Annotated in this window: 9 protein-coding genes; 6 read left to right on the top strand and 3 right to left on the bottom strand. The window is 41.3% G+C overall.

Features of this window, described 5'->3' with window-relative positions; genetic code table 11:
• Window positions 1-18: 18 nt before the first annotated feature.
• From ABMY41_RS09995 to erpA, 3 genes are all read right to left on the bottom strand, one after another.
• Complete coding sequence (locus ABMY41_RS09995; protein WP_349274596.1) at window positions 19-3096, bottom strand: efflux RND transporter permease subunit; 3078 nt, start codon at window positions 3094-3096, stop codon at window positions 19-21.
• Between the two features lie 2 nt (window positions 3097-3098).
• On the bottom strand, window positions 3099-4190 hold the full coding sequence (locus tag ABMY41_RS09990; RefSeq protein WP_349274595.1) for an efflux RND transporter periplasmic adaptor subunit: 1092 nt from the start codon (window positions 4188-4190) through the stop codon (window positions 3099-3101).
• A 104-nt stretch (window positions 4191-4294) separates the two neighbouring features.
• Entirely contained in the window at window positions 4295-4633 is a 339-nt protein-coding gene (erpA, locus tag ABMY41_RS09985) for an iron-sulfur cluster insertion protein ErpA (RefSeq protein WP_054562313.1), read from the bottom strand.
• A gap of 180 nt (window positions 4634-4813) precedes the next feature.
• Here erpA and ABMY41_RS09980 point away from each other — a divergent pair, with 180 nt between their 5' ends.
• The 6 genes from ABMY41_RS09980 to hemL all read left to right on the top strand — a co-directional run bounded on the left by ABMY41_RS09980 (window position 4814) and on the right by hemL (window position 13302).
• The gene (locus ABMY41_RS09980) at window positions 4814-7189 is read left to right on the top strand and encodes a diguanylate cyclase (RefSeq protein WP_289098441.1); all 2376 of its coding nucleotides are present in this window, start codon (window positions 4814-4816) and stop codon (window positions 7187-7189) included.
• Window positions 7190-7284: 95 nt separating this feature from the next.
• Window positions 7285-8592: a transporter substrate-binding domain-containing protein gene (locus tag ABMY41_RS09975; RefSeq protein WP_349274594.1), complete on the top strand. Its 1308-nt coding sequence runs from the start codon at window positions 7285-7287 to the stop codon at window positions 8590-8592.
• Window positions 8593-8691: 99 nt separating this feature from the next.
• Entirely contained in the window at window positions 8692-10374 is a 1683-nt protein-coding gene (locus tag ABMY41_RS09970; RefSeq protein ID WP_349274593.1) for a chloride channel protein, read from the top strand.
• Between the two features lie 20 nt (window positions 10375-10394).
• Entirely contained in the window at window positions 10395-10829 is a 435-nt protein-coding gene (locus ABMY41_RS09965; RefSeq protein ID WP_289098445.1) for a CopD family protein, read from the top strand.
• 104 nt (window positions 10830-10933) lie between these two features.
• The gene (locus tag ABMY41_RS09960) at window positions 10934-11950 is read left to right on the top strand and encodes an aspartate carbamoyltransferase (RefSeq protein WP_055197864.1); all 1017 of its coding nucleotides are present in this window, start codon (window positions 10934-10936) and stop codon (window positions 11948-11950) included.
• A gap of 71 nt (window positions 11951-12021) precedes the next feature.
• Window positions 12022-13302 carry a glutamate-1-semialdehyde 2,1-aminomutase gene (hemL, locus tag ABMY41_RS09955; RefSeq protein WP_287242508.1) on the top strand — a complete coding sequence of 427 codons (1281 nt, stop codon included), beginning with the start codon at window positions 12022-12024 and terminating at the stop codon, window positions 13300-13302.
• The last annotated feature ends 636 nt before the right edge of the window (window positions 13303-13938 follow it).

The following is a 13938-nucleotide window of genomic DNA, read 5'->3' as shown; positions in this document are numbered from 1 at the left end:
CAGTAACGAATTTACCGATTACCGACGACGATCTCGCAGCATTAACAAGCAAGGCGTAAGTACCAGTGTCAATACAGTAGCAAATGTTAATCCACCCGCAACAGCCGTGGCCAATTGCACCCACCACTGAGTAGATGGAGCACCAAAATCAATATGACGGTTAAATAAGTCAATATTCACTTGTAGTACCATCGGCATTAATCCCAATATGGTGGTCACAGTCGTTAACAGTACAGGACGTAAACGCTGAGCACCAGTTCGTAAAATCGCATCTTTTGCTGCCAGACCTTGGTTACGTAAAACATTATAAGTATCAATCAGTACTATATTGTTATTAACCACAATACCGGCAAGCGAGATAACCCCAATGCCCGACATCACGATACCAAACGGTTGCTGTAATACGATTAAGCCTAAGAACACACCCACAGTTGAAAACAGTACAGCACTTAAAATCAAAAATGCCTGATAAAAACTATTAAATTGTGTCACCAAAATGATCCCCATCACAAACAGGGCAACCACAAAAGCCTGCTCAAGGAAGGCTTCTGATTCATCTTGATCTTCGGTTTCACCACGCACTTTAATTTTCACGCGCGGATCTAACTCTTGCTCCTCTATTTGCGCTTGTAAGCGTGGCAACGCTTTAGCAAGTTGTTCACCCGGTTTCATGTCTGCATTAACGGTAACAACGCGCTGAGAATCAACACGGCGAATTGTATCAACTTTAGGAGCTGCTTGACGCTCAACAAAGTGACTAATTGGCACTTGCCCGTGCATAGTTTTTACACGCAACGTTTCAAGACGTCCTAAATCTCGCTTGTCATGAGGAAAGCGTACGCGAATATCAATCTCGTCATCAACATCATCAGGGCGGTATTCCCCTAGTTTTAAACCATTAGTAATAAGCTGAACATTCGCCCCTAGCATACTGGCATCCGCACCAAAACGAGCAGCATCCGAACGATTCAATTTAAGTTGCCACTCAATGCCCGGTTTTGAAGCACTGTCATCAACATTTCGAAACGCGCCATCATTTTCGATGGCTTGCCTTACTCGTTTAGCTTCACTGTTAAGCACACCAACAAATCGAGAGCTCAGCTCAATACTCAGCGCTTTGCCTCCACCGGGGCCGTTTTCATCTTTTCGAAGTTCAATTTCGACACCGGCATAACTTGCCGTGATTTCGTTAACTTGACTGATTATATCTTCGGCAGGTGGACGCTCATCCCAATCTTTAAGATTCATTCTAAACGTGCCTACCTGATCTTTACCGCCAGTACGAGCATACAAGGTTTTAATACCTTCTACTTTTAAAATGCGTGATTCGATGTCTTTCATGATCACGTCTTTTTCAAATATAGATAAGTCACTGTAAGAACGTACTTTGATATTAACGCCATTTGGCTCTACATCAGGAAAGAACTCAACGCCTAGCTTAGAGACAGCAAATGCAAAGAATACCAAAATAGAAAACACGATTGCAGCAGCTAGGCTCCACCAAGGGCGCTCTGTTGCATAATCAAGCACGCGAATATAACGCCCAAGCACCCCTTTGATTTGCGTTAAATCGCCGGACTCTGCTAACTCTAAATCCTGTTTTTGCTGTTCAGAGAGCGGCCGTGACTTTCCTATTAATCCACCAATCGTTGGCACAAACACCAATGCCATAAGTAATGACGCAGACAAGGTGGCAATAAGCGTAATCGGCAAGTATTTCATAAACTCGCCCATCATTCCCGGCCAAAATATTAGCGGTGCAAAGGCTGCTAATGTCGTTGCCGTAGAAGCGATGATTGGCCACGCCATTCGCTCAGCAGCTAGTTTATAAGCTGTCTTGCGCGGTTTGTTGCCTTCACTCATTGCTCTGTCAGCAAACTCACTAACAACGATTGCGCCATCCACCAGCATACCGACAGCCATGATGAGTGCAAAAAGCACCACGATATTCACCGTTAAGCCAAACACAGAGATCACTAAAATCCCGGTTAAGAACGAGCCAGGAATGGCAATCCCCACTAAAAACGCAGTGCGCGCACCAAGTATCGCCACAATAACGATAACCACCAACAATACAGCAGACAGCACATTATTTTGCAGATCAGAAAGCATCATTTTCACGTCTTTTGACATGTCGCCGGTGTAATCAACTCGTATATGATCAGGCCAAATTTTCTTGGCCTCATTCACCACTTTTTTAACTTGATCGACCGTATCAATAATATTTTCGCCAGCACGTTTTTTCACTTCCAGCGAAACCGCATGGCGGCCATTAATACGTGCGATTGAGGTTGGGTCTTTATATGCTCGGCGAATTTTTGCTACGTCCATAAAACGCACCACCCTATCGCCAACAACTTTCACAGGTTGTTCCATCACATCTTGAATTGTCTCAAATACCGACGGGATTTTTACAGCAAAGCGCCCTTTACCAGTATCAAGGGTACCAGCAGCTACTAAGCGGTTGTTATTTGATAGCAGTTGAATAATGTCATTCGGTTCAAGGCCATAAGCAATCATCGCCAATGGATCGACCTCAATTTCGACCATATCTTCACGGTCACCACCTACATCAACTTCTAATACGCTAGAAATGCTTTCTAGTTCATCTTTAAGATTACGTGCAAGGGTTAGTAAACCTCGCTCTGGCGCATCGCCTGACAAGGTTAATGTAATTGTTGGCTGCTCATCTTCCATCAAGATTTCATGAACTTCTGGTTCTTCTGATTCAGAAGGCAGTTTTGCCTTAGCTAAACTAACTTTATCTCGTACATCAGCTAAGGCTTCTTTGGGGTCCATACCCGCGATAAACTCAAGGGTCACAGAGGCATGCCCTTCACTTGCCACCGCTGACATTTCTTTTACCCCTTCAATTGAGCGAAGCTCAATCTCCATCGGCCTAACTAATAGCCGCTCAGCATCTTCAGGGGAAATACCGTCATGAATAATCGACACATAAATAAAAGGAATAGTGACATCAGGATTCGCTTCTTTAGGGATGGTTTGATATGTCACCCACCCCGAGATCAGCAATAAGATGAAAATAGATAAAACTGTACGCGTGTGAGTCAACGACGCTTCAATTAAGTTTTTCATACTTAGTTGCTCGTTGCTTCAGTAAACACAGGCTCAACTTTATCACCAGCACGTACAAAGCCTTGACCAAGGGTAATAACATTCGCTTGCTCACCTAAGCCCCAAAGCCAAACGCCTTGCTCGGTGCTTTTAGCTAGATTTACCGACTTAAACTCTACAATATTGTCGTCATTCACGACTTTTACGCCGATATTACCTTGTTCATCTAGGGCCATAAAAGCCGGGCTTAATAACATGGCAGGCTCAGTTGGTAACTCAATATTAAGCTGAGTCGAAAAACCTGCTTTATATTTCATACCTGGGTTTTCAAACGCCGCTTCGATGCGAAATGTATTGGTGCTGTCATCCGCAACAGATGCAATGTAACGAATTCGACCCGGATAGGTTTTGTCATTTAAAACATGAGCAAAAGTAGCTTGCCCAACTTCTAAGCCTTGCACTTCTTTTTGAGTCGCATCGGCTCTGACGATTAACGGGTCTAAATCAGCGAGCTGTAAAATAGGGTCGCCTATGCCAACATAATCACCAATTTCGACTAAACGTTTGTTGATAACGCCATCAAAAGCAGCACGTACTTCAGTGCGCTCTAGCTTTAATTCAAGGCTTGCCAAAGTTGCTTTTGCTTGTTGCAACATAGCTTGTGCTTGCATGGTCAATACTTTGTTTTGTAAACCTTGCTGATTAAGTTTAAGCGCGCCTTCGTATTCAGTTTGATACTGGGCAACTAAGGCTTCTGCTGATGTGATCTGGGCAGCCAAATCAGATTTATCGAGGCGTAAAATAACCTGTTCTTGTTTTACAAACTGACCTTCTTCAACCAAAATTTCGAGTACTTGCCCTGCTTGTCTGGCGCTGATATTTGCGATTTTGTCAGGCTCTGATTTTCCATAAAAAGTTAGGTTTTTATTTATATTCTTTGCGACCAACGGCATCACTTGCACTTTAGGCAAGCGCTCTTGAACTTGATCATCACTTTGCAGTGCTTTTTGATCTGCTTTGCTATGCCCAGATAGCATCCACAGTACAATCACCAAAACAATGGCGATAGCTAAAACATAGGGTTTCTTTTCTATTGTTGTAGTTATATTTGGCAACGCAAAATTCCTTCTAATAATGCGTAAAATTTAGCAGGGGCGGGATATTATGATAAGTTTAAGCAATAAAAAAGCCACATCAAGTGGCTTTCATAAATAATTCATTAAACGCTGAAGCTGGCTCCGCAACCACAGGTTGTTGTTGCATTCGGGTTATTAACAAAAAAGCGTGCGCCTTCAAGCCCTTCGGTGTAATCCACGGTACCATCAACTAAATATTGAATACTCATAGGGTCAATTACTAGCGTTACACCATTTTTAACAATTTCTAAATCGCCAGGGTTAGCTTTTTCATCAAAAGTAAAACCATATTGGAAACCTGAGCAACCACCACCTGTTACATAAACACGTAGTTTAAGATCTGGATTCTCTTCTTCTTCGATTAACTGTTTAACACGAACAGCAGCTGCATCGCTGAACTTGATTGGCAACTCATCTGACATACCAAAACCCTCATAACCTATATTGGCCGCAATTATCTAATACCCGAGTGTTTTAATCAAGTATCACCAGAAGAGCATCTCAATTATGGTGAGGGTAACTGGCTAAGCCATTCGACTTGGACTAAAGTTAATTTGTACTACATTTGAGCTGGCATGAGTTTGCACTGAGGGAAGATAATTGTGATAGAGCATTTCAAGCTGCATTTTATAACTGATAATTTAAGCAGTGCGCAGGTCATTCCAGCTGAATACGATTTACTCCTTGCTTTTGCTTCAATCCTCACAGCCGTATTTGCTTCGTATATCTCATTTTTATTATCAGCTCGTATCAAACACTCTTATCTAAAGAATGAAAGTCAGATATGGACCATCATGGCATCGTGTTTTTTAGGTATAGGTATTTGGGGTATGCATTTTGTAGGTATGCTTGCCTATACCTTACCCATCCCTATTGAATACAACATTAGCATTACTTTGATATCAATATTGCCAAGTGTGTTTGCCAGTTACATCGTACTCTCACCAGCACTACAAACCAACAAAGGGCTACTTTTTAGAAGTGTGTTAATGGGTGCTGGCATTGGCTCGATGCATTTTGTTGGCATGATGGCGATGGTGATGCCCGCAAAAATGGCTTATGAGCCTTGGTTGTTCTCTTTATCTATTATCGTCGCTATTGTGCTGTCAGGTATCGCATTAAAAATTAATGATTTTCGACTTGCCAAAGGGGTTCATCAAACACGGATGAACTTGGTTGTGGCCTTGATAATGGGCAGTGCAATTTCGGGAATGCATTACATTGGCATGATTTCGATGTCGGTTTTTGAATCTGAGTACACCACCTATGTTACAACCCACGACTACTCGACGTTAGCACAACTTATTATTTTTATTCTGGTGGCATTAAGTCTGATTGTACTAGGTGCTGTTGAGCTCAGAGCAAGGAGCTTATTATCAGCAAAACTGAAAGCTGTACTTAATACCGTACAAGATGTGGTTATTAGCTTTAATAATGAAGGAAAAATTGAATTTGCAAACCCGGCTGTTATCCATGTTTTTGGCTATCAGCCTCATGATTTAATAGGCAAACATATTCGCACCCTGATCCCTGAAAGATCGTTAGAACTTGATGAAATCCTCCGGGATTCACAACTCAGCAAAAGAACGGCGGGTAAAAGTAGCAGTCGGCTCTTAAAAGGACAACGAGCCAATAAAAAACGATTTCCTATTACATTAACAATCAGCTCAATTGGTAAAAAAGAGTCAGGTCCTTATGTGGCGACAATAAAAGATCTCTCTGATATTCGAAATCAAGAAGCCTTTACACAAACTATTTTCGATAATTTACCCATCATGTTGTTTGTAAAAGAAGCTGAGCATCTAACATTTAGCCATGTAAATAAAGCGGGTGAGCAACTACTAGGTAAAAATAAAGACCAACTAATCGGTTTAAATGACTTTGATATTTTCAGTAATGAACAAGCAGTCAGTTTCGTGCAAACCGATCGCGATGTATTGAAAAGTGATGACACTCTCACTATAGAGGAAAAGCCGGTTACTATTGATGACAATACTCATTACTTAAGAACACGGAAACTCACAATTAAAGATAGTAATGGTAAAGCGCAATATTTATTGGACGTTTCTGAAGATGTTACTGAATTAAAACAAGCAAAAACCGAGCTTGAAAGCTTACACCAACGCATGTCTATGGCTGCAGATGCGGCTCATATTGGTATATGGGAGTGGAATTTTGACACTAATGAACTGATTTGGGATGACTGGATGCATACCTTATTTGAAATTCCAAAATCAGAATTTAAAGGGGACTATTCAGCATGGGCAAATAGCTTGCATCCAGATGAATATGAAGACGTAACTAACAAGCTAAAACTCGCAATTTTAAATGGCGAAGAGTTTCACGCAGAGTTTCAGATTGTTCTGCCCTCTGGCAAAACGCGCTATATCAATGCAGATGGAAGAATATACGGCAACCGCATGATTGGTGTTAATTTCGATATCACGAAACGCGTCATGGCAGAGAAGAAAATTAGGCAATTAGCACAAACAGACCACCTTACTGGTTTAGCAAATCGTAGCGCGCTTGAGCGATTCATCAAGCAAGAATTTGCCCGTGTTGAGCGCACAGGCTCTAAGGTAGGTTGCCTGTATTTTGATCTTGATAAGTTTAAGCCGATTAACGACACCCATGGCCATGCGATGGGTGATAAAGTATTGATAGAAGTTGCTAAACGCTTACAAGACACCGCTCAAAAAACCGATTGCGTTGCTCGCATTGGTGGTGATGAGTTTGTAGTTATTGTTACCGACATAGAAAATCAAGTACAAATAAACCGTGCACTATCACGATTGATCTGTGCGATTAAAGCGCCGATAAAATCAGATTCCGGTGACTTGCACGTAGAAGCGAGTGTTGGCTTTGCCTTATATCCAGATGATGCGCAATCATTTGATGAATTACTTAGCATGGCCGATAAGCGTATGTATGACCAAAAACATCACTGCTTTAGTTGTAATATTATGAACTGCAAATAAGCAAATTAATAATGCTAAAAAGTCTAATTTAGACGTATACTTATTAAACAATTAATAATGATTCTTTTTCCATGCTCACTCGCTTTTATTATTTTATGGTTCTTGTTTTCAGCTCATTGGCAGCTGCTAATACTACGTACCAAGAAACATGGAAAATCACCTCTTTAGAAGCCCCGCCGTATGCAAGTAGTACAATGGCAAATGGCGGTGATGCTATTGCACTATTAAGAGACACGCTTGCCAAAAAATCGATAAACCTCGAAGTTGAGTATTTACCTTGGCAAGATGCAATAAAAAAAGCCCGGTTAAGCGGCTACCTGGGTTATTACCCTGCTTGGCCATCTGAAATGATGCCCGGCTTTGTTGCTTCACCCACTATTTTAAATTCTCAATTAGCTGTCATTACCACGCAGTCTAATCCACAAGATTTTGAAAATCTTGAACAGCTTTTTAATGAGCACAAAGTCGGCGTTGTTGAGCCTTATATTTATCCGGGTGTGGTCGAACAAGTAATTCAATCCTATGCAGGCAACATAGTGCAAACAGCAAACGATGAAGAGCTATTCCACTTAATGCAAACTGGGCAGATTAATTTTGCGATTACTGCACCAAAGGTGCTTAACTATTTTGCTGAGCAGCAAAACTTTCCTGAGCCGAAAATAGTGACTCAGTTTACCGACTCCCCATTAGTGATTGGCATACGAAATGATGCTGAAAACAAGGCTAAAATAGCCTTACTCAATGATTTATTTGCCAGTACAAAGTCATCTGAGACAAATTACTCTCGGCCAAAAAAGGTGTTATTAACCTATATAGATATTCCCCGTATAGCGCCATTTAAAGCGTTTATGAGTGATGTCTATAATGATTTAAATATCAAGGCTCAAATGCAACCCACACCATCTCGAAGAGGTGTGTTATTACTTAATGCAGGCATTGTCGATGGCGATATCGTGCGTTCAAAAAGCAACCTAAAAAAATTCGAGAATATCATTGTCGTAGAACCAAACCTTGGCATTATTAACTTAGTGCTCCTATGTCAAAAGTCGCTGCCATGCGATAGAGATAATTTATACAACCCTAACAACCGAATTATAAGTTCGATTGGTGATATCGAAATTCTTAATGAGTTTGATATTAAAGCCGAGATCATTCATAACGAAGATTTAAGTCACACGCTTACCATGCTAAAAAAAGGGCGTGTCGATTACGCCATCTACCCTGCGCTCAATAACGATATAACTACCTTTAAAAAAGACTTTTCACTGGTGGTACTAAGGCAAATGGCTATCAACACGGTTATTCATAAAAAACATGCCCCACTGGTAGATGAAATATCTAAAGCTATTTCAGCTCGCTTGCCTGAATTAACGCAGCAAATTAATAGTGGCAGCAAAGATTAGCTAGATTTACCCAAAATGCAGATAAAATTATAAAATCCCAACGACTTAGTTAATTTGATTTGCTAAACTGCAGCTCAAAAGTGCTGTGAGGAAATATGCATGTGGCTTGAGAGACTAAGACGTCGCCTAGCAAAGCCTAAAACATCTGTGCAATTGTGCTTACTTGGTGTAAGTGCAGGGTTAATTGCGGCAGTGTTGATCATACTTTTTCGCCTCACAATCATATTTTTTCAAAGCTTATTTTTAGATAAGCCCGATGACTTCACCACTTTACCAACCTATGAGCGGATGATACTGCCAGTTGGTGCAGCCTTATTAATTGCCTTATTCGCCGCCCTAACAGGCTTTAAGCATTATCGTCTTGGCATTCCATTTGTAATTCACCGTATTAAAAAACACTATGGTCATATGCCGCTTTATAACACGGTGAACCAATTTGTTGGTGGCGCATTAGCCCTTATTAGTGGCTTTTCGGTCGGTCGAGAAGGCCCCTCAGTACATATGGGTGCAACGGGTGCCAGTTTACTGGCCGATAAACTACACCTTCCACACAATGCAATGCGTACCCTCACCGGTTGTGGTGTTGCAGCTGGTATTGCTGCTTCATTTAACACCCCACTTGCTGCCGTTATTTTTGTAATGGAGGTGGTGCTCAGGGAGTATAAGGTGCATATTTTCGTGCCCATTATGCTCGCTGCAGTTACCGGTGCATTAGCCACTCAATTTGTCTTTGGTGACGCTTCAGAGCTTGCACTTATCACCATGAACCCATTAAGTGGTTGGCATTACCCATTTTTAATCATTTTTGGTATGGCACTTGGTGCTGTTGCGTATGCATTTAACCAAAACTTGATGCTTATAATCCGCACCTTTAAACCGCTAAGTATGTTCCCTCGTCTATTACTGGCAGGTTTAATCGCGGGCTTAATTGCTTATATGGTTCCCCATGCGATGGGCTCGGGTATGAGCGCTATCACTATTGCCATTGAATCACCAGATGATGTGCAGTTTTTAACAACCATTTTGATTGCCAAATTACTCGCCACCTTATTTGCTATTGGCTTGGGTATCCCTGGCGGGATTATTGGCCCAGTCATTGGGCTTGGGGTATTAATGGGCACCTTAATGGCCTTTTTCGCGCAGTTTATTAGTCCGGGCGTTGATATCACAGGGACTTATAGCATGCTTGGCATGGCGGGATTATTGGCTGCCACATTGCACGCACCACTGGCTGCTCTCACTACAGTTATGGAATTGACCTCAAGCCCCGAGATTATTGTGCCAGCCATGCTGGTGATCTCAACGGCTTATGTTACAGCACTACAGTTTTTTGGTAACCGCTCTATTTTCATGCAACAACTCGATTTCCAAGGGCTTGAGTATCAAATATCGCCAGCTACCGAAGCATTACAAAAAGTGGGGGTGATGGATGAAATGGATGAGCAGTTCAAACTACTCTACAGTGACGACAAACAACAAATCAAAGAATCGCTCGATGCCCTTGATAGTCAAACACCGCTTATTGTCCATGATGAAGAAAATGGCTATCGCCTTGCAGAATATGATTTAAGTTTGATGTCTGACCAAAACAGTAACATCAAATATGTCAGCCTTGCCGGTCTTAGCAGCCAGGCGACTTTAGCCGATGCTTTTGATTTGCTTAAAGATAAACGCAGCGGTGCGGTGTATATTTACAACCTGCTTGATAACCAACAAATTATGGGTCTTTTGCGTTGGGACCAAATCAGACATATCCTTACCATACGCAACAGTTTGTTATAACAATTAAAATGGATGCTTAAATGACTGCGCTATTAGTTTATAAAACCTTCCACGTATTTTTTATGATTGCTTGGTTTGCCGGTATTTTTTACCTGCCACGTCTTTTTGTTTACCACGCAATGAGTGAAGAAAAAGCCTGTAACTCAATGCTGAAAGTAATGGAACGCCGCTTACTGTTTTTTGTGACACCGTTTGCTGTTTTAACATTGGTGTTTGGCGTACTGACCATTTTTGAATATGGTCGAGACTGGTTTAGATACAGCATGTGGCTGCACTACAAACTGGTGTTAGTGATTATTCTCTATATCTACCACGGCTATTGCTTTAAATTACTGGCTGACTTTAAGCATGATCGCAATGCACGTAGCGATCGCTTTTACCGTATTTTTAATGAAGTTCCGGTACTCATCCTTTTAGCTATAGTGGCACTGGCAATTATTAAACCTAACTTATAATTTGCTGCTGTGAACGCTAAAAATTTGCTATAGTACTGCGCAAATTTATGCGGCCTCCCATACCGAGTGCCAGCGCCCTATAAATGTGATTAGGAACAAACCCCATGCTAAGTTTCCAAGGTGAAAATATCCTGTCGGTCAATCAGCTTGATCGAGATTGTATTGAACGTATTTTTGCAGTTGCTAAGAAAATGGAGCCTTATGCTAAAAAGCAAAAGCGCACCAATGTTTTAGAGGGCGCAATTTTAGCGAACTTGTTCTTTGAACCAAGCACGCGTACTCGTGTAAGTTTTGGTACTGCATTTAACTTACTAGGTGGCTTAGTTCGTGAAACAACGGGTATGCAAAGCTCGGCACTTGCAAAAGGTGAATCTTTGTATGATACCGCTCGCGTGATCTCAGCGTATGCAGATGCAGTCGCAATGCGCCACCCTGACGCAGGCTCTGTTGCTGAATTTGCCACCGGGTGTGATGTTCCAGTAATCAATGGCGGTGATGGCTCAAATGAACACCCAACACAAGCCCTACTTGACTTACTAACGATTGAACGTGAGCTAGGTCGTTTCAACCAAAGTATCGACGGTATGCATATTGCCCTAGTAGGTGATTTAAAATACGGCCGTACTGTGCACTCTTTATCTAAATTACTTTGCCATTATAAAGACGTTAAATTCTCTATGGTGGCACCTGATGGCTTACAAATGCCAGACTACATTTTAGATGCTGTTGATAACGCAGGTCATAAAATTCAAGTAGTAGATAAAATGGAAGGCAACTTGGCCGCCGATATTGTTTATCAAACCCGTATCCAAGAAGAGCGCTTCCCTTCACAAGAAGAAGCTAACAAATACCGTGGTGGTTTCCGTATCAGTCAGGCAATTTACAACGCACACTGTAAACCTAACTCAGTACTGATGCACCCACTGCCTCGTGATAGCCGTTTAGAAGCAAACGAGCTAGATAACGATTTAAATAGCAACGACAACCTAGCAATTTTCCGCCAAGTACAAAATGGCGTGTTAATTCGCATGGCGTTGTTTGCTCTAACCTTAGATGTTGCCGACAAAGTTGAGCAATATGAAGTCGACGTGCCTTGGTTTAGCCGTAAACGTAATAGCTAAGCTACTTCGTTTGGGCTCTTTGAGCCCTTGCAAACCAACTCATTTAACGTGACAACCCAATAGGACTATTCATGACAATTAGCCAAGATCTTTTTAATCGCGCGCAAGAATCAATCCCAGGCGGTGTTAACTCACCAGTTCGTGCCTTCAATGGCGTTGGCGGTACTCCTTTATTCATCACTAAAGCTGAAGGCCCTTTTACCTTTGATGCTGATGGTAACCGTTATATCGATTACGTTGGTTCATGGGGACCAATGATCATGGGTCACAACCACCCAGCTATTAAGCAAGCGGTATTAGAAGCCGTAGAAAATGGCTTAAGTTATGGTGCACCAACAGAAACTGAAATCTTAATGGCCGAAAAAGTAAAAGAGCTAGTACCATCAATCGAAAAAGTACGTATGGTAAGCTCAGGTACTGAAGCAACAATGAGTGCAATTCGCTTAGCACGTGGTTTCACTGGCCGTGACAAAATCTTAAAGTTTGAAGGCTGTTACCACGGTCATGCTGACTCACTACTAGTAAAAGCAGGCTCAGGCGCACTGACTATGGGTGTACCAAACTCACCGGGTATTCCTGAAGACTTTGCTAAGCACACATTAACTGTGTCGTTTAACAACCTTGATGAAGTAAAAGCAATTTTCGCAAAATACGCTGACGAAATCGCTTGTATCATCGTTGAGCCAGTTGCTGGCAACATGAACTGTATTCCACCTGTACCAGGCTTCTTAGAAGGTTTACGTGAGGTGTGTGATGAATACAAATCTGTACTTATTTTTGATGAAGTAATGACAGGTTTCCGTGTTGCTTTAGGCGGCGCACAAGCTTACTACAACATCAAGCCAGACCTAACTTGTTTAGGTAAAGTGATCGGTGGCGGTATGCCAGTAGGTGCTTTTGGTGGTAAGAAAGAAATCATGGATTACATCGCACCTGTTGGCCCAGTTTATCAAGCAGGTACATTATCAGGTAACCCAATTGCCATGGCAGCCGGCTTAAAATCTTTAGAGCTATTAAGTGCTGAAGGCCTGCACGATGAGCTTGAAGCAAAGAGCAAAGCAATTTGTGAAGGCTTTGAAGCAGCAGCGAAAAAAGCAGGCATTGCACTTACAACAAACTACGCAGGTGGTATGTACGGTTTCTTCTTTACTGATAAAGAAAAAGTAACTAGCTACCAACAAGCGACTGAGTGTGATTTAGAGCGCTTCAAAAAGTTCTTCCACTTAATGCTAGAAGAAGGTGTTTACCTAGCTCCTTCGGCGTTTGAAGCAGGCTTTGTGTGCGCTGAACACTCTGAGAAAGAGATCAACGACACCATTGCAGCAGCAGAGCGCGCATTGGCGAAGCTTTAATCTAAAAAATAAAATAGGTCACTTTAATCGGTGGCCTATACTTCGACGCTCCAAAATATAATATAAATACATCCCCATCAAAAAATAAAAACAATAAAATATTACAATTCAAGCATCATTTATACAAAGCAAGTATTTCATTAGTGCATTTTTATTTTTACTGTAACTAAAACACACATAAAACCATCCCAACCCACTGTTTTAAAATAATTAAAATTAACATTAAAAAAACCTTAATTTAATTACATTTAATTACAATTGTTTTATTTTTGTTTATTAAAATGATTTAAACTTAAATTTAGATCGTTCCAAGGCGTTTTTATGTTATTTTATCGTATTTATAATATAAACAATTGACTAGTATGCCCCTAATGTGTTACCAATTTGTTTCACCCTTTATTTAAAGGTAAAAACCTTAGAAAAATAAATGCAAGGTGTGAAGGTTATTAACAAATAACAACAAATCTAAAATTTCACAGGGAAAGCTCAATGAAAAACAACTTTTCAAAGGCGTTGTTTCCTAAAAGTTTGAACTATCTTGCCAGCCTGTGATCAGATCATCTATATCCTACTAGCCCGTGCAACAACAATGAGCAAAATCACAAACTGGTCTCACTATAATCAAGCCCTCGTTAA

This window comes from Pseudoalteromonas sp. BZA4 (assembly GCF_040104395.1).
Taxonomy (GTDB): domain Bacteria; phylum Pseudomonadota; class Gammaproteobacteria; order Enterobacterales; family Alteromonadaceae; genus Pseudoalteromonas.
The sequence above is the reverse complement of the archived record's forward strand: the minus strand, read 5'-3'. Positions and strand labels throughout refer to the sequence as shown.